The sequence below is a fragment of the Streptomyces sp. NPDC094448 genome (genome assembly GCF_044763775.1).
Lineage (GTDB): Bacteria > Actinomycetota > Actinomycetes > Streptomycetales > Streptomycetaceae > Streptomyces.
In genome coordinates this window covers 149,656-174,015 of the sequence record NZ_JBIWGU010000010.1, presented here as the reverse complement: position 1 = coordinate 174,015, position 24,360 = coordinate 149,656, and the positions used below count along the sequence as shown (strand labels likewise).

At 72.8% G+C, this 24,360-nt stretch carries 22 protein-coding genes and 3 tRNA genes; 13 read left to right on the top strand and 12 right to left on the bottom strand.

The annotated features are described in order from the left end of the window. Positions 1-43: 43 nt before the first annotated feature. Both ACIQ9E_RS20875 and ACIQ9E_RS20870 read right to left on the bottom strand, forming a co-directional pair. Positions 44-469 carry an organic hydroperoxide resistance protein gene (locus ACIQ9E_RS20875; RefSeq protein ID WP_403709091.1) on the bottom strand — a complete coding sequence of 142 codons (426 nt, stop codon included), beginning with the start codon at positions 467-469 and terminating at the stop codon, positions 44-46. A gap of 74 nt (positions 470-543) precedes the next feature. Next, entirely contained in the window at positions 544-1,563 is a 1,020-nt protein-coding gene (locus tag ACIQ9E_RS20870; RefSeq protein ID WP_403709089.1) for an NADP-dependent oxidoreductase, read from the bottom strand. A 121-nt stretch (positions 1,564-1,684) separates the two neighbouring features. On the opposite strand from ACIQ9E_RS20870, the gene ACIQ9E_RS20865 reads away from it, so the two are divergent. Beyond that, entirely contained in the window at positions 1,685-2,155 is a 471-nt protein-coding gene (locus ACIQ9E_RS20865) for a MarR family winged helix-turn-helix transcriptional regulator (RefSeq protein WP_403709087.1), read from the top strand. Positions 2,156-2,318: 163 nt separating this feature from the next. Here ACIQ9E_RS20865 and ACIQ9E_RS20860 read toward each other — a convergent pair whose 3' ends face one another. Then, positions 2,319-3,179 (bottom strand): hypothetical protein, encoded by an 861-nt coding sequence (locus ACIQ9E_RS20860; RefSeq protein WP_403709085.1) that lies wholly within the window; start codon positions 3,177-3,179, stop codon positions 2,319-2,321. Positions 3,180-3,406: 227 nt separating this feature from the next. Here ACIQ9E_RS20860 and ACIQ9E_RS20855 point away from each other — a divergent pair, with 227 nt between their 5' ends. The 3 genes from ACIQ9E_RS20855 (at position 3,407) to ACIQ9E_RS20845 (ending at position 7,075) form a co-directional block, all read left to right on the top strand. Further along, positions 3,407-4,039 (top strand): hypothetical protein, encoded by a 633-nt coding sequence (locus ACIQ9E_RS20855; RefSeq protein ID WP_403709083.1) that lies wholly within the window; start codon positions 3,407-3,409, stop codon positions 4,037-4,039. Between the two features lie 170 nt (positions 4,040-4,209). Beyond that, positions 4,210-5,256, top strand: coding sequence for a rod shape-determining protein (locus ACIQ9E_RS20850; RefSeq protein ID WP_403709081.1), 1,047 nt, complete (start codon positions 4,210-4,212; stop codon positions 5,254-5,256). Positions 5,257-5,554: 298 nt separating this feature from the next. Then, positions 5,555-7,075, top strand: coding sequence for a GAF domain-containing protein (locus ACIQ9E_RS20845; RefSeq protein ID WP_403709389.1), 1,521 nt, complete (start codon positions 5,555-5,557; stop codon positions 7,073-7,075). Positions 7,076-7,193: 118 nt separating this feature from the next. On the opposite strand, the gene ACIQ9E_RS20840 is transcribed toward ACIQ9E_RS20845, so the two are convergent. Both ACIQ9E_RS20840 and ACIQ9E_RS20835 read right to left on the bottom strand, forming a co-directional pair. Beyond that, positions 7,194-8,078, bottom strand: coding sequence for a TIGR03619 family F420-dependent LLM class oxidoreductase (locus tag ACIQ9E_RS20840; protein ID WP_403709079.1), 885 nt, complete (start codon positions 8,076-8,078; stop codon positions 7,194-7,196). A 218-nt stretch (positions 8,079-8,296) separates the two neighbouring features. Next, positions 8,297-8,737: an Lrp/AsnC family transcriptional regulator gene (locus ACIQ9E_RS20835; protein ID WP_403709077.1), complete on the bottom strand. Its 441-nt coding sequence runs from the start codon at positions 8,735-8,737 to the stop codon at positions 8,297-8,299. 71 nt (positions 8,738-8,808) lie between these two features. Between ACIQ9E_RS20835 and ACIQ9E_RS20830 the strand changes: the two genes are divergently transcribed. Together ACIQ9E_RS20830 and ACIQ9E_RS20825 are read left to right on the top strand one after the other, a co-directional pair. Next, entirely contained in the window at positions 8,809-9,531 is a 723-nt protein-coding gene (locus tag ACIQ9E_RS20830; RefSeq protein WP_403709075.1) for a hypothetical protein, read from the top strand. 465 nt (positions 9,532-9,996) lie between these two features. Then, a complete protein-coding gene (locus ACIQ9E_RS20825; RefSeq protein ID WP_403709387.1) occupies positions 9,997-11,454 on the top strand; it encodes an acyl-CoA synthetase in 1,458 nt (485 codons plus the stop codon). Positions 11,455-11,552: 98 nt separating this feature from the next. Here the strand turns inward: ACIQ9E_RS20825 and ACIQ9E_RS20820 are convergent, their stop codons facing one another. The 4 genes from ACIQ9E_RS20820 to ACIQ9E_RS20805 form a co-directional block, all read right to left on the bottom strand. After that, a complete protein-coding gene (locus tag ACIQ9E_RS20820; protein ID WP_403709385.1) occupies positions 11,553-13,460 on the bottom strand; it encodes an ABC transporter permease in 1,908 nt (635 codons plus the stop codon). Between the two features lie 72 nt (positions 13,461-13,532). After that, a complete protein-coding gene (gene modA, locus ACIQ9E_RS20815) occupies positions 13,533-14,336 on the bottom strand; it encodes a molybdate ABC transporter substrate-binding protein (RefSeq protein WP_403709073.1) in 804 nt (267 codons plus the stop codon). A gap of 14 nt (positions 14,337-14,350) precedes the next feature. Beyond that, positions 14,351-14,746, bottom strand: a complete 396-nt coding sequence (locus ACIQ9E_RS20810) for a molybdopterin-binding protein (protein WP_403709071.1) — start codon at positions 14,744-14,746, stop codon at positions 14,351-14,353. A gap of 223 nt (positions 14,747-14,969) precedes the next feature. Continuing rightward, complete coding sequence (locus ACIQ9E_RS20805) at positions 14,970-15,191, bottom strand: hypothetical protein (RefSeq protein WP_403709069.1); 222 nt, start codon at positions 15,189-15,191, stop codon at positions 14,970-14,972. 372 nt (positions 15,192-15,563) lie between these two features. Between ACIQ9E_RS20805 and ACIQ9E_RS20800 the strand changes: the two genes are divergently transcribed. From ACIQ9E_RS20800 to ACIQ9E_RS20790, 3 genes are all read left to right on the top strand, one after another. Further along, the gene (locus tag ACIQ9E_RS20800; protein WP_403709067.1) at positions 15,564-16,514 is read left to right on the top strand and encodes an N-acetylmuramoyl-L-alanine amidase; all 951 of its coding nucleotides are present in this window, start codon (positions 15,564-15,566) and stop codon (positions 16,512-16,514) included. 101 nt (positions 16,515-16,615) lie between these two features. Further along, entirely contained in the window at positions 16,616-16,843 is a 228-nt protein-coding gene (locus ACIQ9E_RS20795; protein ID WP_403709065.1) for a type II toxin-antitoxin system VapB family antitoxin, read from the top strand. Further along, positions 16,840-17,247 carry a PIN domain nuclease gene (locus ACIQ9E_RS20790; RefSeq protein WP_403709063.1) on the top strand — a complete coding sequence of 136 codons (408 nt, stop codon included), beginning with the start codon at positions 16,840-16,842 and terminating at the stop codon, positions 17,245-17,247. The genes ACIQ9E_RS20795 and ACIQ9E_RS20790 overlap by 4 nt, the downstream gene beginning before the upstream one ends. Positions 17,248-17,336: 89 nt before the next feature. Here ACIQ9E_RS20790 and ACIQ9E_RS20785 read toward each other — a convergent pair. The 3 genes from ACIQ9E_RS20785 to ACIQ9E_RS20775 form a co-directional block, all read right to left on the bottom strand. After that, positions 17,337-17,410, bottom strand: a tRNA-Ile gene (locus ACIQ9E_RS20785). A 270-nt stretch (positions 17,411-17,680) separates the two neighbouring features. Continuing rightward, positions 17,681-17,753, bottom strand: a tRNA-Asn gene (locus ACIQ9E_RS20780). 5 nt (positions 17,754-17,758) lie between these two features. Beyond that, positions 17,759-17,831, bottom strand: a tRNA-Asn gene (locus ACIQ9E_RS20775). A gap of 182 nt (positions 17,832-18,013) precedes the next feature. On the opposite strand from ACIQ9E_RS20775, the gene ACIQ9E_RS20770 reads away from it, so the two are divergent. The 4 genes from ACIQ9E_RS20770 (at position 18,014) to ACIQ9E_RS20755 (ending at position 24,334) form a co-directional block, all read left to right on the top strand. Next, the gene (locus tag ACIQ9E_RS20770; RefSeq protein ID WP_403709061.1) at positions 18,014-18,313 is read left to right on the top strand and encodes a YtxH domain-containing protein; all 300 of its coding nucleotides are present in this window, start codon (positions 18,014-18,016) and stop codon (positions 18,311-18,313) included. Positions 18,314-18,565: 252 nt separating this feature from the next. After that, complete coding sequence (locus ACIQ9E_RS20765) at positions 18,566-20,095, top strand: FGGY family carbohydrate kinase (RefSeq protein ID WP_403709059.1); 1,530 nt, start codon at positions 18,566-18,568, stop codon at positions 20,093-20,095. Positions 20,096-20,660: 565 nt separating this feature from the next. Beyond that, complete coding sequence (locus tag ACIQ9E_RS20760; protein WP_403709057.1) at positions 20,661-22,394, top strand: ABC transporter ATP-binding protein; 1,734 nt, start codon at positions 20,661-20,663, stop codon at positions 22,392-22,394. Continuing rightward, a complete protein-coding gene (locus ACIQ9E_RS20755; RefSeq protein WP_403709055.1) occupies positions 22,391-24,334 on the top strand; it encodes an ABC transporter ATP-binding protein in 1,944 nt (647 codons plus the stop codon). The genes ACIQ9E_RS20760 and ACIQ9E_RS20755 overlap by 4 nt, the downstream gene beginning before the upstream one ends. Positions 24,335-24,360: the final 26 nt, after the last annotated feature.

The following is a 24,360-nucleotide window of genomic DNA, read 5'->3' as shown; positions in this document are numbered from 1 at the left end:
CCTGCGGGTTGTGCGTGACGCGGTATGCGTTGCGCGCTGCGTGTTACGCGGCCTTGAGCGTCACCGTGATATTGCCGCGGGTCGCCTTCGAGTACGGGCAGACCTCGTGGGCCTTCTCGATGAGTTCGAGGGCGCGCGCCTCGTCGACGTTCGGCAGGTGGGCGGATATCCCGACGATGATGCCGAAGCCCTCGTCGTTCTTGCCGATGCCGACCTCCGCGGTGACCGTCGCACCGCTGATGTCGACACCCTCCTGGCGGGCCACCACGCCCAGCGCGCCCTGGAAGCAGGCGCTGTACCCGGCGGCGAAGAGCTGCTCCGGGTTGGTGCCCGCGCCGGAACCGCCCAGCTCCTTGGGCGGGTTGACCACGACGTCGAGCTGGCCGTCGTCGGTGGAGACCCGGCCGTCGCGGCCGTTCTCCGCGGTGGCGACGGCCGTGTAGACCACATCGGACTGCTGGATGGGCATCTGCTCACTCCTTCTGTGGTGCGCCGCGGTGCGCGCCCACAACCGCAACGCTCGTGCCCGCGACCCTATCCGGGTCAGCCGGTCAGTGAAACGATCATCTTTCCGGTGTTGTCGCCGCGGAGCACGCCGAGGAAGGCGTCGAAGCCGTTCTCGATGCCTTCGACGACGGTCTCGTCATGGACCAGTTCCCCGGTGGCCAGCCAGCCCGCGGTGTCCCGGACGAAGTCCGGCAGCAGGTCGGAGTGGTCGGTCACGATGAAGCCCTGGAGACGCAGACGCTTGGTGACGGCCAGGGTGAGGTTGTTCGGGCCGGGGGTGAGCTCGGTGGCGTTGTAGACGGAGATGGCGCCGCACAGGGCCGCGCGGCCGTAGTCGTTGAAGGCGCCGAGGGCGGCCTCCAGATGGTCGCCGCCGACATTGTCGAAGTAGACGTCGATACCGTCGGGCGCGGCCTCGGCGAGCTGGGCCGCCACCGGGCCGCTCTTGTAGTTGAAGGCGGCGTCGAAGCCGTACCCCTGGACGAGCCGCTCGACCTTGGCGTCGGATCCGGCGGAACCGATCACCCGGGAGGCGCCCTTGAGCCGGGCCATCTGGCCCACGAGGCCGCCGACCGCTCCGGCGGCGCCGGAGACGAAGACCGCGTCCCCCTCCTTGAAGCCGGCCACCCGGAAGAGCCCCGCATAGGCGGTGAGGCCGGTCATCCCGAGGACGCCGAGATAGGCGGAGGCCGGGGCCAGCGAGGTGTCGATCTTCCGGGCTCCGACCGCCGGGACGTCGGCGATCTCGCGCCAGCCCAGCCCGTGCGTCACGGTGTCGCCCACGGCGAAGCCCTCGGCGCGCGAGGCGATCACCTCGCCCACCGCACCGCCGTGCATGGGGCGGTCCAGCTCATACGGAGCGGCGTACGACTTGGCGGCGCTCATCCGGCCCCGCATATACGGGTCGACGGAGAAGTGGGTGTTGCGCACCAGGATGTGCCCGTCCGCGGGCTCGGCCACGGGGACTTCGCGCAGGGCGACGAGATCCTCCGTCGGCCAGCCGTGCGGTCGGGCGGTGAGGTGCCATTCACGGCTGGTCGTGGGCAGTGCGGACATGCGGCTGACCTCCTGTGATCTCAAGAAGCGCCTATGCTTCACGAGGGAAAAGTTTCACGTTCTAAAGCAATTATTGCCCTGGATATTTCATACTGTCAAGTATCGGAGTAGGCTGATCGCCATGCCCACTGAGCGCGCCGCCACCCCTGACGTCCTTACCGCCGAGAACGGCGCCTCGGGCGAGGTCATCGACCTGATCGGGGACGTCGTCTGGCGCTATGTGACGGCGTTCGAGCACGCGGCCGCCGAGCAGTCGCTGACGATCGCGCAGGCGAAGGTGCTGGGCCTGCTGACCCGGGAGCCGCTGCCGATGCGGCAATTGGCGGACCGGATGGCGTGCGAGCCGTCGAACATCACCGGGATCATCGACCGGCTGGAGCTGCGCGGACTGGTGGAGCGGCACCCCGATCCGCACGACCGGCGGGTCAAGTTCGCGGCGGCGACGGACCAGGGGGCGGAGATGACCGAGCGGCTGTGCGAGTCGCTCCGGGCGGCCTTCGCGCGGGAGCCACTGGCCGGGCTGAGCCCGCTGGAGCGGACGATGCTGGGGAATCTGCTGAAGCGGCTGCTCGGCGAGGGCACTGCCGTCTAGCGCCCCGGCACGGTACGGCCCGCCGACGCCCCCGGTACGGGTGGGTACGGGTCCCTGCCCGGGTGCGTACGGGTCCGGTTCCGGCCGTACGGCCCGGTCCCGGGCGGTCCGGGTGTCGGCGCCGCCGCCGGGGCGGAGGGCTGCGGTCACGGGCGCGGCAGGTTCACAGACACCACCACAGGAACGGGCTGCACGTCTCGGTCGGGGTGGGGCTGGGTGTCGGGGTGGGGGTCGGCTGCGGAGGCAGGGACGGCGGGGGCTCCGGTGTCTCCGAGCCCCCGGGCCGGGGTCCTGGACCGGCGGAGGGCCCCGGCGGTGTGGCACCGGTCGGCCGCGGCTCGGCCGGCTCCGTCCCCGGCGGTTCCTCCGGGGCCGCCGGGCGGCTCGCGACGGGCCCGGTCGCCCGCCCCGAGGCCGTTGCCGCGGGCCGGCCGGAGCCCCGCGATCCGGACACTTCTTCGGGCCGTCCGCTGGGTTTCCCCGGCGGCTCGGGGGCCGCGTCGTCCTGGGTGCCTTCGGGCCGGGGCAGCGGTTCGACCCGGCCGCTCTCCTCTTCCTTCACCGTCGCCGACGAACCGTCGCCGCCGCTCTCCACGGCACGTTCGGCCAGGCTCAGCGCGCCCCCGGCCAGCACCAGCCCGACCACCCCGGCCAGGACGTTCCGTCCCCGTCTGCGGCGAGCCCGGCGCCCGGCGGCCCGGGGGCCCACGGCGGCCCCCCGGCCGGTCCGGGTACGGCTGCGACGGGACCGGCCGCCCGCAGCGGCGGCCCGCGCCGGGGCATCCGTACCTCCGGAGCCCTGCGCACCCCAGGAGATCTCGCCGAGTTCGATGACCTCGCCCCCGGAAGCCCCGGCTCCGCCGGCCGGCCGGGATCCGCCGGGGCGCTCGGGGGGTACGGGCCGTTCGCCGGACCGGGCTTCCGGTCCGGGCCCGGGACCGCGCAGCTGCCAGGCCGGGGTCCCGCACCCGGCGCAGGCGAGGGCTCCGTTGAGATGTCGTCGGCACTGGTGGCAGTAATCCATGGCGCCCGCAGGCTATGGGCCGTCCCCGCCCAGAAGTGAGGGACCGTGTGAGGATCCTGTGGGAACTCTCCCCGCACGGGTGAATTCAGGCCCATAAGGTTGACGTCCGTGACCGTGCACTGTCTCTCGGTCGCCGGGTGGGGGGTGCAGCGCGGAGACCGGGAGCCGGATCCCGGACCCGTCACATCCGTGTTCCGGCGCTGCGAACGTCGGCCAGGATGGCGCGCATGACCCCATCCGCATCACCGCCGCCCCCTCCGCCCCCGCCGCCCTCGTCGTCATCGTCGTCATCGTCGTCATCATCGCCGTCATCGTCCTTCGGCCCCCTCGACTTCCAGCTCGTCCTGCTCCGCCGGATGGCCGACCACCAAGCCGCCCTCGTCGAGGACGCCCGCCGTGAACTGGGCGTTTCGGCGGCCCGGATGCGCGAGGCCAACAGCCGCTGGCAAGCCATGCTCCGCTCGCGCTCCTCCCGCGGGGCACTGGCCCGCTACCGCTCGGTCCTCGGCCCGCCCGAGACGTCCGCCCGCCGCTCCATGGCCGATCTGGAGTGGGAGGAGCACCGGTGGCCGGTCCCCCTCTGGCCGGATCTCCGGTTCGAGGTGACCACGACCGTCGGGGGCGGCACGCTCTGGAACGAGTGGCTGGTACGGGCCCCGGGCGCGCCCTCCCCCGTACTCCGTACGGCCGACGATCTCACCCCCTGGTCGTGCACGGTGGACGAGGCGTCCCGGGCGTTCGGCCCGGCAGCTCCGATGGAGGGATCCGCCCCGACACGCCGGCAGCTGTGCTTGACGCTGCCGGGCGGGGAGCGCCGGATCGCGGAATTCGCCTGGGGCCTGTACCAACGCCTTCTGTGAGCCGTTCCGGATGACGCCCCGTCAGAGGCGGTGGTAACCCGGGCGGACCACTCGGCGCGCGCCGGGCCCACCACGGACGGACGATACGAGGGCGACCCGTACCGCAGCACCCCACCCCACCCAGCCCCGCGTATCGCACGCACCGCACATACCGCCTCGGGAGGATCGTCGTGAGCGTCAGTCTGGAGCAGTTGCGCCGTTGCCATGTCGGGGTGGACCTCGGAGCCGCCCGCACCCGGGTCTTCGTCAAGGGTGCCGGTCTCGTGGTAGACGAACCGAGCGTGGCCGCCGTGAACACCAGGACCGGTTCCCTGATCGCCGTGGGCGCGCTCGCCGAGCAGATGACCGGCCGCACCCCCCACTACATCCGGGTGGTCCGGCCGGTGTCCGGCGGGACGGTCGTGGACGTGGAGATGGCGCAGCGCATGCTGCGGCATCTGCTCGGCGAGAAGCTCCGCCGCCGGCTCCGCCGCAAGCCCCGGCTGCGGGCCGCCGCCTGCACCCCGCACGACGCCGATCCGCTGGCCCAGCGCGCCGCCGTGGAGACCCTGGTGGGTCTGGGCGCCCGCCGCGTGGAACTGGTCGACACCCTGATCGCCGCGGCCGTGGGCTGCGGACTGCCCGTCGAACAGCCGACCGCCACCATGATCATGGTGTGCGGGGCGGCGACCACGCAGGTCGCGGTCCTGTCCCTGGGGTCGATCGTGACCGCCGAACGGCTGCCGGTGGGCGGAAACGCGATCGACGCGGCGGTCATCCAGCATCTGCGGACCCAGCACGAACTGATGCTGCCCAGCCAGTCCGTACGCCCGCTCCAGCTCGCCCTCAGCGGCAACGGGCTGACCTCCCTGGGGCCGGAGGTGACGGAGATCCACGGCCGGGACGTGGCCACCGGACTCGCCCGTACGGTCCACGTGGACACCGCGGCCGTACGGAACGCCATCCACACCCCGCTGACGTCCGTACTCGACGGTATCGGGAAGGTGCTGCGGGACTGCCCGCCGGATCTGGTCGCCGACCTCGCCGACCGGGGGATCACCATGGTCGGCGGCAGTGCGCTGCTGCCCGGACTCGACCAGATGCTGCGGGACGCCACGGGAATGCCGGTGGAGATTGCCGAACGGCCGGACGTGTGTGCGATCCTCGGCCTCGGCGCGATGATGGACGGCCGGATCCAGCCGCTGGTGCTCAATCCGCTGGCGGAGGTCGCCGAGTAGCGGCCGGGCCGGCGGAAGCGGAGTCCGGAAGGCAGTCGGCCAGGCAGTCGGAAGGGCAGTCGGAAGGGGACGGGAGCCGGTGAGCGACGGACCGGACGACGTCGGCGGTACGGCTCCGCCCTCCGCGTCGCGGCCGGGCGACCGGCAGCCGGACGCCGTGAGGCCGGACAGCCCGCGGCCCGGTGCGGCCCGGCCGGACAACCCGCCGCCCGACACCGTACGGCCGGACGATCCGGCCCCTGGTGCGGCCCGGCCGCCCGAAGCCCCGGACGAGGCATCGCCCGACGACGTACCGGCGATGCCCGTCCTCCTGGAGGCGCTGCTCAGCCTCGGCACCGATCTGGAACTCCCCGCGACCCTCCAGCACATCGTCGATTCGGCGGCCTCCCTCACCGGGGCGCGCTACGGCGCCCTCGGGGTGATCGACCCGGACCGCGGCACCCTCTCCGACCTCTACACCTGCGGGATGAGCGACGAGGAGCGGGAGCGGATCGGGCGGCTGCCCGCCGGGGACGCGGGCATCGTCGGGCTCCTCATCCGCGATCCCCGGCCCCTGCGGATCGACGATCTCACCCGGGACCCGCGCTCCTCGGGCGTACCGGAGGGACATCCGGCGATGCGGTCCTTCCTCGGGGTCCCGGTCCGTGTCCACACGGAGGTCTTCGGCAATCTCTACCTCACCGAGAAGCACGGCGGCCCGTTCACCCCGGAGGATCTGGCGCTGCTGCGGGTGCTGGCCTCCCGCGCCGGTATCGCGATCGGCAACGCCCGGCTGTACGAGACGGCCCGCCAGCGGGAGCGGTGGATCGAAGGGGCTGCGGCCGTCACCAACGCCCTGCTCACCGGCAGCAGCGCCGAGGACGCCCTGATGACCGTCGCCGAGCAGGCCCGGAACCTCGCCGGGGCCGCGGCGGGCGTGGTGCTCCAGCCGACGGCCGACGGCGGTATGGAGATCGTCGCCGCGTCGACGGCCGGGGCGGCACCGGACGACATCGTGGGCACCACGATCGCGCCCGGCTCCCCCGTCCTCGTCCAGCTCCTCGGCGGCGAGCCGGTGTTCGTCGAGGATTCGGCGACCGATCCGCGGATGACCACGCACGTCCGCACCCGCTTCGGGCCGTCGATGATGCTTCCCCTCCAGTCCGGCGGCCGGCTGATCGGCACCCTGGCACTGCCCAGGAGCCGTAACGGCCGCCCGTACAGCTCCCTCGAAAAGCTGCTGGCCTCGCAGTTCGCCTCACAGGCCGCGCTGGCGCTGGTGATGGCGGACACCCAGCACAACCGTGAGCGGCTCGCCGTCTTCGAGGACCGCGACCGGATCGCCCGCGATCTCCACGATCTCGTCGTCCAGCGGCTGTTCGCGACCGAGATGATGCTGGAGTCGACCCGGCGGCGGGCGGGCCCCGGCGAGGCGGACGAGCTGATCGGCCGGGCCGTGGACGAACTGGACTCCACCATCCAGGAGGTCCGCACCACGATCTTCGCGCTCCAGCAGCCGCCCGCGGAGGCGCCCACCGGTTTCCGCGGCCGGGTGCTGCGCGAGACGGCGGGCGCGGCGGCGCTGCTCGGCTTCCCGCCGTCGGTCCAGTTCCGCGGGCCGGTCGACACGCTGGTCCGCGCCCCTGACGGGGAGCGGCTGATCGCCGCCCTGCGGTCGGCGCTGGCCGCCGCCCACCGGAGGCCGGGCGTCGGCGCGGTCGAGGTGGTGGTGGACGCGGCGGCCCGTCTCGCCGACGGCAGCCCGGCGCTCCGGCTCACCGTCGGCGACGATATCGCGCCCGGTGAACCGGCGGTCTGGGAGACCCGCCGCGCCGGCTGATCCTCCGGGCCCGCGGCCGACCCGTGGCGGCGGCCGCGGGCCCGGACCGCGCTCAGCCCGTGGCCGGCCCGCAGTCGGCCCACGGCCCCGGGTCGGCCCGCCACCGGCCCGCCCGCGCTCAGCCCGCGCGCAGCAGGCTCAGCACCTCGACGCCCCGTTCCAGGGCCTCGTCCGGCCCCGAGGTGACGTGGTGGAAGTCGAGGAAGCAGCTGTCGGCGCCGGAGTCGCGGAACTCGGCCAGGTTCCGTGCGAGATCCTCGTCCCGGGCTCCGGGTTCGACGTTGTGGCGGAGATGCCGCTGGAGGGCGTCGGGGTCCCGGCCCGCTTCCTCCGCGGCGCGGCGGGCGAGGTCCCACAGCCCGCTGCCGGTCCGGCCCGGGGTCGCGATCCCGGCCCAGCCGTCCGCGCGGCGGCCGATCCGGCGCATCGTCGCGGCGGAGAAGCCGCCGAGGAGGACCGGCGGCGGTGACTGGGCGGGCCGCAGGCCGACGTGGGAGGGCGGGATCGTCCACTGCGGGCCCTGGTGGGCGAAGGTCTCCTCGGTCCAGTAGCCGTGGAGGATGTCGAGGATCTCGTCGAGCAGCAGGCCGCGCCGGGTGAAGTCGGCGTTGACGGCCGTGTACTCGTCGCGCATCCAGCCGATGCCGAGACCGGCGTCCAGCCGGCCGCCGCTGATCCGGTCGAGGGAGGTGAGGGCGCGGGCGAGCAGCAGGGGCGGGTACCAGGGGGCGTTGAGGGTGCTGGTGCCGAGCCTGACCCGTTGGGTGGCGGTGGCGGCGACCGTCAGCACGGTGACCGGGTCGAGGAAGGTGGTGAACCCGGGCGGGTAGGGGTTCTCCTTGCTGAAGCCGGGATAGAGGTCGCTCGGGGCGACCGGGGTGAGCGCGCGGTCGCCGACCCACAGCCCGTCGAAACCGGCTTCCTCGGCGTCCCGGGCGAAGCCCGCGATCAGCTCGGGCCGGGCGTGGGTTCCGTACTGCGGCAGTGCTATTCCTGTACGCATACCCTCAGCATGATCACCCGGAGGGCGGGAACGCACGGGGTTTCGCGGACGAGTTCACCCGTGTGCCCGGCCGCCGGGCCGCGCGCGTACCGGGTCCGCAGGCGGGAGGCCCCGGTGCCGTCGGGGCGGCCCGGGGTTCGGACGCGGCGGCCCGGGGTTCGGACGCGGCGGTCCGGGGTTCGGACGCGGCGGTCCGGGGTTCGGACGCGGCCCGGGGTTCAGACATGGCGCCCGCGTCTCGCCGAGCGCAGGGCGATCCGGGTGCTCGTCCGCTCCGCGCCCGTCTCCTTTTTGATCGTACGCAGCAGCGCGTCCAGTTCCGCCGGGTTCGCCACCCGGGCCCGGACGAGGTAGTCGTACGCGCCCGTGATGTGCACGGCCTCCTCGATGCCCGCCAGCCCCACCACCGCCTGTTCGAAGGCGTCGTTGGTGACGCCGATGCGGAGCGTCAGGTCGATGAAGACGGTCAGCCCGGTGCCCGATTCGGCCGCGGGGTCGACGACGGCGGTGAAACCCGCGATGACGCCGTCGCGGACCAGGCGCCGGACCCGGTCGGCGGCCGCGTTGGCGCTCAGGCCGACCCGTACTCCGAGATCGCGGTAGGAGATCCGCGCATCCGTTCGCAGTACACCGAGGATTTCGCGGTCGAGAGCGTCCATTCCACGATTCTCGCAGTGAACACCGGATGCCGGCGGCACGAGCCGCTCCTCCGCCCGCAGGCTGCCGCCGCATGGACGAACCGATGGAGGCGGGCATGGAGCAGTATCTGACGGCCGCGGCGGCGGGGGCGGTGGCGGGACTGGGGGTCGCGGTGCCGCTGGGCGCGGTGGGGGTGCTCGTCGTCCAGCAGGCGATGCGCGACCGGCGCGCGGGGGCCGCTGCGGGGGCGGCGGTCGCGGTGGTCGACGCGGGGTACGCGGCGCTGGCGACGGCCGTGGGCCCCCTGGTGGCCGCCGCCCTGGCGGGTGTGGAGGCCTGGGTGCGGCTGGTTGCCGCGCTCGTCCTGGCGGTCATCGCCGCCCTGGGGCTGCTGGCGTCCCGACGACGGCCCGCTCCGGACATCCGGGGCACCACCGGCTCCCCCGGCAGTCCCGGCACTCCCGGCACTCCCGGCACTCCCGGCACGACGGAAGCAGCGGGTGAGGAACACGCGGGCGCCGCGCGGGTCTTCGTCCGGTTCGCCGCCCTCACCTTCGTCAACCCCACCACCGCCCTGTACTTCGCGGCACTGACCACGGCCCAGGGCAGCGCGCTGCGCGGCGGCGCGGCCGGTGCGGTCTTCACCTTCGGGGTGTTCGCCGCCTCCCTGCTCTGGCAGCAGACGCTGGTAGCGGCGGGCGGCTTCGCGGGGCCGAGGATCCCGGACCGGGCCCGGGTCTGGACGTTCCGGGCCGGATACGGACTGGTGGCGGGGTACGCGATCACCGTGGCGCTGCCACTGCCCGCGCTCTGACCCGGCCCCGCTTCATACTGCTGCCGGATCCGGCGCCGGCGGGATGCGTGTACGCGTACGGGCGGATGTCACAGCTGGCCGGGACCGCCCCCGCGAAGTCCAGGAGAAGGCCGGGGTCGGGGACTGACGGGGGTCCACCGGGCCGGAGGCGGGCGCAAGAATGGGCGGGACGCCCGGCACCCGGCTACCGATGGAGGACGACCCGACGTGACGGATCAGGCGAGGGACCTTGCGAGGGACCGCAGAGCGACGGATGCGGAAGGTACGCCGACGGGCCGGGAGGCCGCGGGAACGGCAACGGGCCCCGACCGCAGGCCGGCCGGGCGCGAGACTGCGGGCGTCGCCGACGGTACGGCGACCGGCCGCGCCGCCGCAGGCCCGGCACACCCCGCACACCCCGCACCGGATGCACCGGACGCCCGGGAGACCGGCGGCGGCGATCCGCGCGGCAGTCTCCTCCCCGCGCTGCGGACCTCCCCCGGACGCCCCGCCCTGCGCTTCGGGGAGCGTGCGCTGACGTACGGACAGCTCGCGGACGCCGCCGGGGCACTGGCCGCGCGCATCGAGGGCGTCCCGCGGGTGGCCCTGTGGGCGGCCCCCACCCTGGAGACCGCGGTCGGTACCGTGGCCGCCCTGCTCGCCGGGGTCCCGGTCGTACCGCTGAATCCGAAGACGGGCGAACGGGAACTGGCCCATATCCTCGCGGACAGCGCCCCGGCGCTGGTGCTGGCGGCGGCCGGGGACGAACTGCCCGCCGCCCTGGGAGCGCTGGAACGGGTCGACGTCAACGCGACCGCGACCGCTCCCACCGGCTCGCCGCCCGTCCCCGCGGGCCCGGAGCCGGAGCCCACCGCCCCGGCGATGATCGTCTACACCTCCGGTACGACCGGCCCGCCCAAGGGCGCCGTACTGCCCCGGCGGGCCATCGCCGCCAGCCTGGACGCGGTGGCGGACGCCTGGGCGTGGACCGGTGACGACGTCCTCGTCCACGGACTGCCGCTGTTCCACGTCCACGGGCTGATCATCGGGGTCCTCGGCCCGCTGCGGCGCGGCGGCGCCCTGCGCCATCTGGGCCGGTTCTCCGTCGGCGGGGTGGTCCGGGAACTCGCGGACGGCGGGACGATGCTGTTCGGCGTGCCGACCATGTACCACCGGCTCGCGGAGGCGCTCGACGGGAATCCCGCCCTGGTGGAGGCATTGGCGGGGGCCCGGCTGCTGGTGTCGGGGTCGGCCGCGCTGCCGCTGCCCGACCACACCCGGATCACCACCGCGACCGGCCGCCGGGTCGTGGAGCGGTACGGCATGACGGAGACGCTGATGAACACCAGCGTCCGGGTCGACGAACCGCGGCCCCGGCCGGGTTCGGTCGGGACGCCGCTGCCCGGGGTCGAACTGCGGCTGGTCGACGAGGCCGGGGCGGAGGTGACCGCGTACGACGAGGAGACCATCGGTGAGATCCAGGTCCGCGGCACCAACCTCTTCTCCGGCTATCTCAACCGCCCCGAGGCGACGGCCGCCGCGTTCGACGGCGACTGGTTCCGCACCGGCGATATGGCGGTACGCGACGCGGACGGCGCGGTACGGATCGTCGGCCGCAAGGCCACCGACCTGATCAAAAGCGGCGGCTACAAGATCGGCGCCGGTGAGATCGAGAACGCCCTGCTGGACCATCCGGGGGTACGGGAGGCGGCGGTGACCGGGGAGCCGGATCCCGATCTCGGCGAGCGCGTGGTCGCCTGGATCGTTCCGGCCGCCGCCGGCCCGGGGGCACGCCCGTCGCCCGAAGAGCTGGTGGCCCATGTCGCCCGGCAGCTCTCCCCGCACAAACGGCCGCGCGAGGTGAGATTCCTCGACGCACTGCCCCGTAACGACATGGGCAAGATCATGAAGCGGGCGCTGGGCGCACGGGCGGCGGAGAGCTGAACCCCGTACGCCTCCGCCACGCCACGCCACGCCACGCCACGGAGCCGTCACCGTCACCGCCCTTGCTGTTACAGCTGTGGTGCGGAGGCGCCGTACGGTCAGAGCAGTACCGTCACGACCTCCGTGGCCTTCACGCTCGTCCAGACCTGCGCCCCCTCCGCAAGCCCCAACTCGGCCGCCGCCTGCGGGGTGATCTCCGCGACCAGGTCCGGCGCCAGGGCCGAGACCACCAGCACCCGCAGTCTGCCGCCGGACGCGGTGATCTCCCGTACCGTCCCCGGCCAGACGTTCCGCGGACTCCCCGCGGGCCGCTCCCGGTGGACGGCGACGGACTCGGGGGCGATGACGGCGAGCACCTCGGCCCCGGCGGGCGGCGGTTCGGCGACGACCAGCCGGCCGCCGTCCCGCAGGGTCAGGGACCCGTCGGCCGCGGCGGTGCCCGGCCAGGCGTTGCGGCCCAGCATCCGCGCCACCCACGGGGAGCGCGGACGGCGGGTGACCTCGGCGGGCGGGGCGTCCTGGAGCGCTTCGCCGCCGTCGAGGACGAGGACGCGGTCGGCGAGCGACAGGGCCTCGACCGGATCGTGGGTGACGATCAGACAGACCCCGCCGAAGGAGTCGAGATGGCGGCGGAGGAGATGGCGCACCCGGGCCCGGGTGGTCTGGTCGAGCGCGGCCAGCGGTTCGTCGAGGAGCAGCAGTTTCGGCCGGGCGGCGAGCGCGCGGGCCAGCGCCACCCGCTGGGCCTGTCCGCCGGAGAGCTGGGCGGGCCGGTGGTGGGCGAGCCCGCCGACGCCGAGCCGGTCCAGCCACTGCCGGGCCTCGCGGCGGGCTTCGGCGCGCGGGACGCCGTGGGCGCGCAGCCCGTAGGCGGTGTTGCCGAGGGCGGTCAGATGCGGGAAGAGGGCGCCGTGCTGGGGAACCCAGGCGACGGAGCGGCGGTGCGGCGGGAGGCCGGTCACATCGTCACCGCCGAGACGGAGTGCGGCCCTGGCCCGGGGGGTCAGCCCGAGCAGGGCCCGGAGCAGGGTCGTCTTCCCGGCTCCGTTGGGGCCGACGACGGCGACGGTGGTGCCGGGGGCGGCGTCGAGGCTGAGCCGGGTGAATCCGGTGACCTCGGCGTGCAGGGACCACCGCGGTCCGGCGTCCGGGGCCGGGGCACCGTCCACACCCCCCGCTTCCTCCCCCCTGTCGGGTTCGGGGACGTCCGCGGGCACCGCCTCGGCACGGTCGGCGCCCGCGCCTCCGGTCCACCGCCCGCGCAGGGCGATCAGTACGGCCATGGCGATGGCGAGCAGCAGCAGCGATACCGAGGTGGCCGCCGCCGGTTCCTCCTGGAGCAGCAGATACACCTGGAGCGGCAGGGTCTGGGTCACTCCCGGCAGATTGCCCGCGAAGGTGATCGTCGCGCCGAACTCCCCGAGGGCCCTGGCCCAGGTGAGCGCGGCGCCCGCGATCAGCCCGGGGGCGGCCATCGGCACGGTGACCGTGAAGAACACCCGGAGCGGGGAGGCGCCGAGTGAGGCGGCGGTCTCCTCGTACTCGGGGCGCAGCCCGTTCAGCGCGCCTTCGAGACTGATGACGAGGAACGGCATCGCCACGAAGGTCGCGGCGACCACGGCGCCCGAGGTGTGGAAGGGGAGGGTGATTCCGAAGGTGTCCTCCAGCCAGGGCCCGAGCAGTCCGCGCCGGCCGAAGCCGAGGAGCAGCGCCACACCGCCGACGGTGGGCGGCAGGACCATCGGCAGCATCACCAGAGTGCGGATGAACGCCTTGCCGGGGATGCCGGTCCGGGCCAGCAGCCAGGCAAGCGGCACTCCGAGCAGCAGGGAGAGCCCGAGCGCCCAGCCCGACACCAGGAGGGAGAGTCCGAGGGCCTCGGTCACTCCGGGGCTGGTCAGATGGGTGCCGAGTGCGGCCCATTCGGTCCGGGCGAGGATGCCGATCAACGGCAGCAGCAGGAAGGCGACGGCGAGCAGCGCGGGCAGGGCGAGGACGACGGGCACCCCGCCGGGACCGGGCCCTCGGCGGGCGCCGGTCGCGGCGGGGCGGTACGAGCGGGGTTTCCCGGACACGGCCTACGGCTGCTGGAAGCCCGCGCCGCTCAGGATCCGCTGCGCTTCCGGCCCCTTGAGCCACTCCACGAAGGCCGCGGCGGCGTCCGCGTTCTCGGTGGTCTTCAGGGTTGCCGCCGGGTACTGGGCGACGGCGTTCTGGGCGTCGGGGATCTCGATCGCGTCGACCTTGTCCGCGGCACCGGCCGCGTCCGTCTTGTAGACCAGCCCGGCGTCGGCCTCGCCCAGTTCGACCTTGCTGAGCACGGCCCGGACGTTCGGCTCCTGGGACACCGCCTTCACGGTGAGCTTCTGGGCGTCGAGGATCTGCCGGCTGTAGCGCCCGACGGGCACCTCGGGCGCGGCGAGCACCACCTTGAGCCCGGGGTCCGTGAGGTCCTTGAGGGAAGCGACCTTCTGCGGGTTGCCCTCTTCGACCGCGATGACGAGCCGGTTCCTGGCGATGATCACGGGGGTGCCGGTCTCGCCCGTCAGCCCGTCCATGGTCTTGGTGTCGGCGGTGACCAGGGCATCGGCGGGGGCGCCCTGGCGGACCTGGGCGGCCAGCTCCTGGGAGCCCGCGAAGGAGAAGGTGACCTTGGTGCCGGGGTGGGCCTTCTCGTAGGCGGCGCCGGCGGTCTTGAAGACGTCGGTGAGCGACGCGGCGGCCAGGACGGTCAGCGCGGACTTGGACTGCTTGCTGCCGCCGTCGCCGTCGCTGTCGTCGCCGCCGCAGGCGGTGAGCGGTACGAGGAGGGCCGCCGCGGCCGTCAGCGCGACGGCCGCGCGGCGGGTGCGTGAGGGACCGGTGCTCGGGGAGAGGGACATCCGTTGAGGCTCCTTCAGGGACGGTCGATGTGCACGCTGGTCGACTTCACACGGGCGGTGGCCTGCATTCCGACCTCCAGCCCCAGCTCTTCCACGGCCTCCCGGGTCAGCAGGGAGACCAGACGGTGCGGTCCGGCCTGGATCTCGACCTGGGCGGCGATATCGCCGAGCTTGACCGCGGTGACGATGCCGGGGAAGGCGTTACGGGCCGAGGTGTAGGAGGATTCGCCCTCGGCTTCGTCGCCCTGGCCCAGTTCGACGGCGAACGCGGCCAGGTCCCGGCCGTCGACGAGACGGCGGCCGCCGTCGTCGCGGTGCGTGGTGAACCGGCCCGCGTCGGCCCAGCGGCGGGCGGTGTCGGGGCTCACCCCCAGCAGCTTCGCCGCCTGCCCGATCGTATAGGACTGCATATGCGACAACATATGCGGGCATGGCTTGCATCTACAAGGTGATATCCCTGATCAGCCAGCAGATGCCAGGTGGCCGGGAAGGCTGTCCACGGGGCGCTTGACCAACCCGGCGGGCGGGCGGAGACTCGGAAGTACGCGCATGACACCGGTGCGCGACAGGCACCCGCAGCAGCCCATGAAGGCCCCGGCCAGTCCCCTCCGGCCGGGGCCTTCACCGCGCGCGTCAGGCCCCTTCCTCCGGGGCCTGAACCTCGGAGGAGTACCGCACCCGGGCCTTGAGCGCCTGTTCCACCGCGTACCGGCTCTCCCCGGAGGCAAGGGCATGAGCGGTGATCGCGGCCTGCACCGCTCCGGCGGTCTCCACCGTGAGCCGCCCCTCCTGGATCTCCCGCCAGGCCCGGGTCTCCAGCTCTACCAACTCATCCGTCAGCTTGATTTCAGCCATGGCCGAAATCATATGCCGCAAGGGCCGCCGGGCCCGGGACGCCCGGACCAGCACCCCCGGAACCGGCCGGACGGACCTCTCCACCGGAACGCACCACAGACCGCTCTTCCCTTTCCCGACCCACTCGCCCCGGGGACCCGGGGATCCGGGGATCCAGGCACCCGGGCACCCGGGCACCCTCAACGGGCCTGCCGATCCTGCCGATCGGCGCGCGGAAGGCGGTAACAAGGGGCGCGCAGAGGAGCATTCGCCGCGGAATTCCCCGCTACAGCGGTTCCAAACCTCCAACTTTCCCATTTTTTCTGCTGAAATGAACGTAATCTACAGATCAGCCAGATGAGTCAGCGCCATCCGCACCACTGGAGTACCTCCATGGCAACACCGATGACCGCCGCCCAGTTCGAGGCCGCCCTCCGAGCCGAGGGGGTGAAGGTCGTCGTGGTCGGCAGCTGGCAGACCCACACCCGTACCGCCGCCGGCCGCCCCTGGGGTCCCGTCCACGGAATCGTGATCCACCACACGGTCACCGAACACCCCACCGATCCCGTCCGGCTCTGCCGGGACGGCTACAGCGCCCTGCCCGGCCCGCTCTGCCACGCTGTGATCACCAAGGACGGCACCGTCCATCTGATCGGCTGGGGCCGCACCAACCACGCGGGCGGCGGTGACCCGCGCGTGCTGGACGTGGTCACGGCCGAGTCCTACGGCGAGCGCCCCCCGGCCCCCACCAAGGGCAACAAGGACGGCATCGACGGCAACCGCCACTTCTACGGCTTCGAATGCGAGAACCTCGGCGACGGCAAGGACCCCTGGCCCGCCGCCCAGCTGGAGGCCATCGAGCAGGTGTCGGCCGCGCTCTGCCGGGTCCACGGCTGGTCGGCAAAGTCGGTGATCGGCCACCGCGAGTGGTCGGACGACAAGGTGGACCCCCGGGGCTTCACCATGCCGGACCTGCGCGCCCGTATCGCGGACCGCCTCGCCGCCAAGCCGAAGCCCGCGAAGCCCTCCAAGCCCTCGAAGCCCTCCAAGCCCGCGAAACCGGTGGTCGACCTCTCCCAACTGATCGCCGCCGCCCGCCGCGACCCCGCCCGCCCCGGCACCCCCGTCAGCTACCCCGGTGTCAAAACCGTGGAAAAGGCCCTGGTCAAGGAGGGCCTGCTGACCGCAAGCCTGGCCGACGGCCACTACGGCACCGCCACCAAGGACGCCTACGCGGCCTGGCAGCGCCGCCTCGGCTACACGGGCGGGGCCGCGGACGGCATCCCGGGCCAGGCCTCCCTGAAGAAACTCGCCACGAAGCACGGCTTCACCGTGACGCCCTGAGCCGGCCCTCTGCACGATCCCCGACCCGAGGCACCCCCCACCCCGTATACATCAAACCTGGTATATTGATACACGATGCCATGTATACGGAGGTGGGGCTCATGAGCCGGACCGTGATCGACCTTGACGACGAAGCACTGGCGGCGGCCGCCGAGGAACTCGGCACCACGACCAAACGCGACACCATCAACACTGCACTGCGTGAGATCGTCGAACGCAACCGCCGCCTCCGCGCTCTGCACGAACTGCAGGACCTCGTGGAGAACGGCGCCTTGGACGCAGACATCCTCCTCGACAAGCGCCGGTACCGGGGCCGGCACAACTCATGAGCGTCACCGACTACCTCATCGACACCTCGGCACTGGCCCGGGTATTACTGCGCCGGACCACCGAGGCCTGGGAACGCCGTATTGCCGCGGGCCTGGTGGGCCTCTGTGATCTGACAGAACTGGAGTTGCTCTACTCGGCACGCTCCGTCGAGGACCGGGCCGCCGTCGGGCAGAGGCTGGACCAATTCGCCTGGTGCCCGGTTCCGGACGGGGTCTACCGCAGGGCCCGCGCCATTCAGCAGGAACTGACCGCCAAGGGCGAGCACCGCAGTGCCGGCCCGGTCGACCTCCTGGTCGCGGCCATCGCCGAACAGTCCGGCCTGACACTGCTGCACTACGACCGGGACTTCGAGACCATTGCACGGGTCACCGGCCAGCCGACCCACATGATCGACCTGAGATAGCCGGCAGAACAACGACGAGGGGCCGCTCGATGCGGCCCCTCGTCGACGTGATCCCACAGGTAGGAACGGTTCTGTGGCCGTTCCGGCGGTGGGGCGGGTGGGACTCGAACCCACGGCCGACGGATTATGAGTCCGCTGCTCTAACCGGCTGAGCTACCGCCCCTAACGGCGCGTCGCGCACACATGTGCGCGCCGTCTGCCGCAGCATAGCCGGTCATACGATCTCCTGCCTCGGACGGTCCGGCCTTCGCTCGCAGGTGAAGACTCCGCCGCGGCCTGCACGGTTCCCTTCGGCGCAGAATTCACCCGGTCCTCGGGAGCGAACTCCTCCAACACCTCGCCCGGGGCGGAAGTTACCGAGCGGTCGTGCCGCCGTCGCCGGGGGTGCCGGAAAAGCGAAAAGGACCCTCGACGGGTCCTCTCGCGCTCACTGCTCCCCCGGCTGGACTCGAACCAGCAACCCTCCGGTTAACAGCCGAATGCTCTGCCAATTGAGCTACAGGGGATCGCGCTCCCCCGACTGGACTCGAACCAGTAACCTGCCGGTTAACAGCCGGCTGCTCTGCCAATTGAGCTACAGGGGATTGCTGCATGTGCACCGAACGTACCCACCGGAGGCTTCCCGGGGGGCGTGTGCTCGCTGCGACACATACATTAGCGCAAGCAGGGGGGTGCTCCGCCAATCGGTAGGGTCCCGGTTGATCACGGCCCGTTCCGGGCAGGCGGCCAACGGGCACCGTCGTACGTCAGGGAAGGGTGGCAGAGCATGCGGTACAAGCTCACGTTCCTCGCCGGGCTCGGGGTCGGCTATGTACTCGGCACACGGGCCGGCCGCGAGCGCTACGAGCAGCTGCGGAAGTCGGTACGGGAGCTGTCCCAGAACCCGGCCGTGCGGAACGCCGCCGAGTCCGCCGCGCAGAACAGCCGTCAGCTCGCGGGCAAGGCGCTGCACGTGGTGAGCGACAAGGTCGGGGACCGGGTCCCCGAGTCCGTCGCCGAGCGGGTGCGGTCGCTGCGGGACCGCGGACAGAACGGCCAGGACGACTGGGGCACCAGCAACACCTAGCCTCCGCCGTGCCGGTAGGAGCCGGGCAGTCGGCCGCGGCGGTCCGGACGGGTTCTCCCGGACGTGGGTACGGCCCCGCAAGCCGGGCGACCGGCCCGGCGTCCGGGGCCGACAGCGCCCCCGGGCACCCCGGAATCGCCGGGTGCGCGACCGGGCCCGTATCCGCGTCACGGCCTCCGCGAAGGCCGTCCCGTGGACCGAACCGGCGGCGGGTGGCGTGGGCGGGCCGCGGTTGCGGCAGAATCCTCTTCCATGGGGATAGTCGCCGGTCTGGACAGCTCGTCCGCCTTCACCCGCATCGTCGTCTGTGACGCGGAGACGGGCACCGTGGTGCGCCAGGGGTACGCGCAGCACCCCGTGGACCCTAAGGCCACGGACATCGACCCGCAGATGTGGCTGCTCTCGCTGGGCGAGGCCGCGGCCGGCGGGCTGCTGGAAGGCGTGCAGGCCATCGGGGTCTCCGCGCAGCAGCACGGGCTGGTGGCGCTGGACCAGCAGGGCGCCCCGGTGCGGCCCGCGCTGGTCGGCAACGACCGGCGGGCCCAGATCGCGGCGGCCGACCTGGTCGACGCCCTCGGCGGACAGCAGGCGTGGGCCGATGCCGTCGGCTCCGTACCGCAGGCCGCGCTGCCGGTGGCCAAGCTCCGCTGGCTGGCGCGCTCCGAACCGGAGGCGGCGCAGCGGGTGGCCGCCGTGCTCCAGCCCCACGACTGGCTGGTGTGGCAGCTGCTGGGACGGCCGCCGCGGCGGACCACCGACCGGGGTGCGGCCTCCGGCACCGGCTACTGGTCGGCGGCGACCGGCGGCTACCGGCACGATCTGGTCGAGCTGGCGCTCGGCCACTCCTGCGAGCTGCCCGAGGTGCTCGGCCCGGCCGAGGCCGCGGGCACCACCCCCGAGGGGCTGCTGATCTCCGCCGGGACCGGGGAGACCATGGCCGCCGCCTTCGGTCTGGGGGTCGGCCCCGGTGACGCCGTGGTGTCGCTGGGCGCCTCCGGTTCGGTGACGGCCGTCCACCACGAGGCGCTGACCGACCCGAGCGGGATGATCACCTCGTACGCCGACGCGGGCGGTATGCATCTGCCGGTCGTCCATATCTCCAACGCGGTCCGGGTCCTGCGCGGCACTGCCGAGATGCTCGGGGCCGAGGATCTCGGCGCCCTGTCCGACCTCGCGATGAAGTCCACGCCCGGCGCCTCCGGGCTGGTGCTGCTGCCCTATCTGGAGGGCGAGCGCACCCCCCGGCTGCCGCATACCGCCGGCACCCTCAGCGGGCTGCGCCGGGAGTCGATGCGGCCGGAGCATCTGGCCCGCGCCGCTTTCGAGGGCATGCTCTGTTCGCTGGCCGACGCGATGGACGTACTGCGGGCCCGCGGGGTCCAGGTGCGCCGGGTCTTCCTGCTGGGGGCCGCCGCCGATCTGCCCGCGGTCCGGTCGGCCGCGCCCGGCATCCTCGGTGCCCAGGTCGTCGTACCGCAGCCCGCGGACTACGCGGCGCTCGGCGCCGCCCGGCAGGCGGCATGGGCCCTCGGGGCCTCGCGCGGTGCGCTCTCCCCCTCGTCCCCGCCCCGGTGGCAGCCCCCGGCGCTGGAGGTGCTGCAGCCGGGCGAGGAGGCGGCGGTGGGCATGGCGGTGCGCCAGCAGTACGGGGCGACCCGCGACCAGCTCCACCCCGGCGCGTTCCCGCCGGTACCGGCCGCCCCGCAGGCGCACGGCGGGTCCGGTTACGGCGGTACGGCCGCGGGCCCGGCCGGTCTCGGCCTGGGCGGCATCCTCGGCTGACGGCCGGTTCCCGGCCCGGTGGGGCCCGGTCGGGCCCGGTGGGGCTCCCCGGGGTTCCCGGCCGGGCTTTCGAGGCGCGTACCGCGGCCCGGCAGAGCCGAAGCACCGTCCGGCGGGCGTCGCACAGCGGCCGCACCGTCCGGCGGGGCCGCCGGGCCGCCGAAGCTCCCGGGGCACGCGAGCCGGGGGCGGCGAGGAGCGACCGGCCCCGTCCGCCGGTCCGCGCGGCGGACTTCCGGCCGCGCGGACCGGCGCCGGACCCGACGGACCTCGGGGGTCTCCCCGGCCATGTGGCGACGATCACATTCTCCGGCGCGCAAGGCCGTGATCCGGCGCATGCGCGCAGATATCCGTTCCCTCGCGGGCGCGGGTCCGCGCCGCTCGGCACCGGCTTGACCCGGGTTTGGCGTTAATCGCCTGGGGTTCCGGCGCGCCGTGCCGCAAGATGGACCGGGGGCCGCCGCTTCCGGATCCGTTCCGCCCCGGGCTTCTTCCGCCCGGCCGGACACTCCGAACCGCTCGCAGCCCCGGGACCGCCGCCCCCGTCGACCGCGAGAGACAGCACGTGCTGATACGACTGCTCCGGACTCATCTGCGTCCGTACACCGGACCGATAGCCCTGTTGGTGCTGTTGCAACTGCTCCAGACCAGCGCCTCCCTCTATCTGCCGACCCTGAACGCCGACATCATCGACGACGGTGTGGTCAAGGGGGACACCGGTCTGGTGCTCCGGCTCGGCGGGGTGATGCTCGCCGTCAGTCTGGTGCAGGTGGTGTGCAATATCGGGGCCGTCTACTACGGAGCCCGTACCGCCGCCGCTCTCGGCCGGGACATCCGGGCCGCCGTCTTCGACCGGGTCCAGAGCTTCTCCGCCCGCGAGGTCGGACGGTTCGGGGCACCCTCGCTGATCACCCGGACGACCAACGACGTCCAGCAGGTGCAGATGCTGGTGCTGATGTCGTTCACGCTGATGGTCTCGGCGCCGATCATGTGCGTCGGCGGTATCGCGATGGCGCTGGGCCAGGACGTGACGCTCTCCGCCGTCCTGCTCGCGGTCGTCCCGGTCCTCGGCATCGCGGTCACGTTGATCGTGATCCGGATGCGGCCGCTGTTCCGGACGATGCAGGAGCGGCTGGACACGGTGAACCGGGTGCTGCGCGAGCAGATCACCGGAAACCGGGTGATCCGGGCCTTCGTCCGGGACGCGTACGAGCGGGAGCGTTTCCGCGAGGCGAACACCGGACTGACCGATGTGTCGATGGCCACCGGCCGGCTGATGGCGCTGATGTTCCCGGCCGTGCTGACGGTCGTCAACCTGTCCTCGGTGGCCGTGGTCTGGTTCGGCGCCCACCGCATCGACAGCGGCGCAATCCAGATCGGCGCGCTGACCGCGTTCCTCGCCTATCTGATGCAGATCGTGATGTCGGTGATGATGGCCACCTTCATGTTCATGATGGTGCCGCGCGCCGAGGTCTGCGCCGAGCGGATCGAAGAGGTGCTGGGAACCGAGTCGAGCGTGGTGCCGCCGCGCCGGCCGGTGCGGGAACTGCCCCGGCACGGCGCGCTGGAGCTGCGGGACGTCGAGTTCCGCTACCCCGGCGCCGAGGAGCCGGTGCTGCGGGGGGTCTCGCTGGCCGCCCGGCCCGGCGAGACGACCGCGATCATCGGCTCCACCGGCAGCGGCAAATCGACCCTGCTGGGGCTGGTGCCCCGGCTGTTCGACGCCACCGACGGCGAGGTGCTGGTCGACGGGGTGGACGTACGGGAGATCGATCCGCCGCTGCTGACCCGCACGGTCGGGCTGGTCCCCCAGAAGCCGTACCTCTTCTCCGGGACCGTCGCGACCAATCTGCGGTACGGCAGCCCCGGCGCGAGCGACGGGGAACTGTGGCGGGCCCTGGAGGTGGCGCAGGCCGCCGATTTCGTCCGGCAGCTCGACGGCGGTCTCGACGCCCCGATCGCCCAGGGCGGCACCAATGTCTCGGGCGGTCAGCGGCAGCGGCTGGCGATCGCCCGCACCCTGGTGCAGCGGCCCGAGGTCTATCTCTTCGACGACTCGTTCTCCGCGCTCGACTACGCCACGGACGCGGCCCTGCGCACGGCGCTGACCGCCGAGACCGCGGAGGCGACGGTGGTGATCGTCGCCCAGCGGGTCTCGACCATCCGGGACGCCGACCGGATCGTCGTCCTCGACGAGGGCCGGGTCGTGGGCAGCGGCACCCACTACGAGCTGATGGAGCGGAACGAAACCTACCGGGAGATCGTGCTCTCCCAGCTGACGGAGGCTGAGGCCGCATGAGCGGGCCACGCATGATGACGGCCGGCTCGGCGGAGCGGTCCATGGACTTCAAGGGGTCGGGCAAACGGCTGCTGCGGCAGCTCTCGCCGGACCGGAAACTGCTGTGGGTGATGCTGGCCGCCGCGGTGCTGAGCGTCGGCCTTTCGGCGGTCGGGCCCTGGGTACTGGGCCGGGCGACCGATCTGGTGTTCGCCGGTGTCGTGGGCCGGCAGACCGCCGACACCGGCGCGACCAGCAAGGAGCAGGTCGTCGAGGGCCTGCGGGCCGACGGTGACGACGGGCTCGCCGATATGCTCTCGGGCGTCTCCTTCACCCCCGGCGAAGGCATCGACTTCACCGCCGTCGGGCAGGTGCTGCTGATCGCCCTGGTGCTCTTCCTGTTCTCGGGACTGCTGGCGCTGGTCGCCTCCCGCTGCTCGATCAAAGTGATCAACCGTGCGGTGTTCCGGATGCGGGAGGACGTCCAGGCGAAGCTGGAGCGGCTGCCGCTGTCGTACTTCGACCGGGCCCAACGGGGCGAGGTCCTCAGCCGGGTCACCAATGACATCGACAACGTCTCCCAGACCCTCCAGCAGACCATGGGGCAGTTGATCAACTCGCTGCTCACCATCGTCGGCGTACTGGTGATGATGTTCTGGGTGTCTCCCCTGCTGGCGCTGGTGGCCCTGGTGACGGTGCCGCTCTCGGTGGTCGTGGCGGCCAGGATCGGCAAACGGTCCCAGCCGCACTTCGTCCAGCAGTGGAAGTCGACCGGCAAGCTGAACGCCCATATCGAGGAGATGTACTCCGGGCATGCCCTGGTGAAGGTCTTCGGGCGGCAGGACGAGTCGGCCCGGGAGTTCGCCGAGCAGAACGACTCCCTGTACGAGGCCGGGTTCCGGGCCCAGTTCCACAGCGGTGTCATGCAGCCGGTGATGTTCTTCATCTCGAACCTGAACTATGTGCTGGTGGCGGTCGTCGGCGGGCTGCGGGTGGCGTCCGGAACGCTGTCGATCGGTGATGTCCAGGCGTTCATCCAGTACTCCCGGCAGTTCTCGATGCCCCTGTCGCAGGTCGCGTCGATGGCGAATCTGGTGCAGTCGGGCGTGGCCTCGGCCGAGCGGGTCTTCGAACTGCTGGACGCCGAGGAGCAGGAGCCGGACGCGCGGCCGGCCCGGGTGCGGACGGCGGAGGACGGAGCGGCCCGCCCGGCGGGCCGGGTCGTGCTGGAGAAGGTGTCCTTCCGCTACGAGCCGGACCGGCCGCTGATCGAAGACCTGTCGCTGCGGGTGGAACCGGGGCAGACGGTCGCGATCGTCGGCCCCACGGGTGCGGGGAAGACCACGCTGGTCAATCTGCTGATGCGGTTCTACGAGGTCACGGGCGGGCGGATCACCCTGGACGGGGTGGACGCGGCCTCCCTGCCGAGGGACGAACTGCGGTCCGGGATCGGCATGGTGCTCCAGGACACCTGGCTCTTCGGCGGCACGATCGCGGAGAACATCGCCTACGGCGCGTCCCGCGAGGTGACCCCGGCCGAGATCGAAGAGGCGGCGCGGGCGGCGCACGCGGACCGGTTCGTCCGGACGCTGCCGAAGGGGTACGACACCGTGATCGACGACGAGGGCTCGGGCGTCAGCGCCGGTGAGAAGCAGCTGATCACCATCGCGCGGGCGTTCCTGTCGGATCCGGTGATCCTGGTGCTGGACGAGGCGACCAGCTCGGTCGACACCCGTACCGAAGTGCTGATCCAGAAGGCGATGGCGAAGCTCGCGGAGGGGCGGACCAGTTTTGTGATCGCCCACCGGCTCTCCACGATCCGGGACGCGGACGTGATCCTGGTGATGGAGGACGGCAGCATCGTGGAGCAGGGGACGCACGAGGAGCTGCTGACGGCGGGCGGTGCCTACGCCGGGCTCTACTCGGCGCAGTTCGCGCAGGCGGTGGCCGAGGTCGACTGAACCGGGGGCGGGTACGGCCCCGTACG

What these genes read in the sequence shown, in the direction of transcription:
- ACIQ9E_RS20875 (WP_403709091.1), bottom strand. Translation starts at nt 469, where the DNA reads ATGCCCATCCAGCAGTCCGATGTGGTCTACACGGCCGTCGCCACCGCG.
- ACIQ9E_RS20870 (WP_403709089.1), bottom strand. Translation starts at nt 1,563, where the DNA reads ATGTCCGCACTGCCCACGACCAGCCGTGAATGGCACCTCACCGCCCGA.
- ACIQ9E_RS20865 (WP_403709087.1), top strand. Translation starts at nt 1,685, where the DNA reads ATGCCCACTGAGCGCGCCGCCACCCCTGACGTCCTTACCGCCGAGAAC.
- ACIQ9E_RS20860 (WP_403709085.1), bottom strand. Translation starts at nt 3,179, where the DNA reads ATGGATTACTGCCACCAGTGCCGACGACATCTCAACGGAGCCCTCGCC.
- ACIQ9E_RS20855 (WP_403709083.1), top strand. Translation starts at nt 3,407, where the DNA reads ATGACCCCATCCGCATCACCGCCGCCCCCTCCGCCCCCGCCGCCCTCG.
- ACIQ9E_RS20845 (WP_403709389.1), top strand. Translation starts at nt 5,555, where the DNA reads ATGCCCGTCCTCCTGGAGGCGCTGCTCAGCCTCGGCACCGATCTGGAA.
- ACIQ9E_RS20840 (WP_403709079.1), bottom strand. Translation starts at nt 8,078, where the DNA reads ATGCGTACAGGAATAGCACTGCCGCAGTACGGAACCCACGCCCGGCCC.
- ACIQ9E_RS20835 (WP_403709077.1), bottom strand. Translation starts at nt 8,737, where the DNA reads ATGGACGCTCTCGACCGCGAAATCCTCGGTGTACTGCGAACGGATGCG.
- ACIQ9E_RS20830 (WP_403709075.1), top strand. Translation starts at nt 8,809, where the DNA reads ATGGACGAACCGATGGAGGCGGGCATGGAGCAGTATCTGACGGCCGCG.
- modA (WP_403709073.1), bottom strand. Translation starts at nt 14,336, where the DNA reads ATGTCCCTCTCCCCGAGCACCGGTCCCTCACGCACCCGCCGCGCGGCC.
- ACIQ9E_RS20810 (WP_403709071.1), bottom strand. Translation starts at nt 14,746, where the DNA reads ATGCAGTCCTATACGATCGGGCAGGCGGCGAAGCTGCTGGGGGTGAGC.
- ACIQ9E_RS20805 (WP_403709069.1), bottom strand. Translation starts at nt 15,191, where the DNA reads ATGGCTGAAATCAAGCTGACGGATGAGTTGGTAGAGCTGGAGACCCGG.
- ACIQ9E_RS20800 (WP_403709067.1), top strand. Translation starts at nt 15,564, where the DNA reads ATGGCAACACCGATGACCGCCGCCCAGTTCGAGGCCGCCCTCCGAGCC.
- ACIQ9E_RS20795 (WP_403709065.1), top strand. Translation starts at nt 16,616, where the DNA reads ATGAGCCGGACCGTGATCGACCTTGACGACGAAGCACTGGCGGCGGCC.
- ACIQ9E_RS20790 (WP_403709063.1), top strand. Translation starts at nt 16,840, where the DNA reads ATGAGCGTCACCGACTACCTCATCGACACCTCGGCACTGGCCCGGGTA.
- ACIQ9E_RS20770 (WP_403709061.1), top strand. Translation starts at nt 18,014, where the DNA reads ATGCGGTACAAGCTCACGTTCCTCGCCGGGCTCGGGGTCGGCTATGTA.
- ACIQ9E_RS20765 (WP_403709059.1), top strand. Translation starts at nt 18,566, where the DNA reads ATGGGGATAGTCGCCGGTCTGGACAGCTCGTCCGCCTTCACCCGCATC.
- ACIQ9E_RS20755 (WP_403709055.1), top strand. Translation starts at nt 22,391, where the DNA reads ATGAGCGGGCCACGCATGATGACGGCCGGCTCGGCGGAGCGGTCCATG.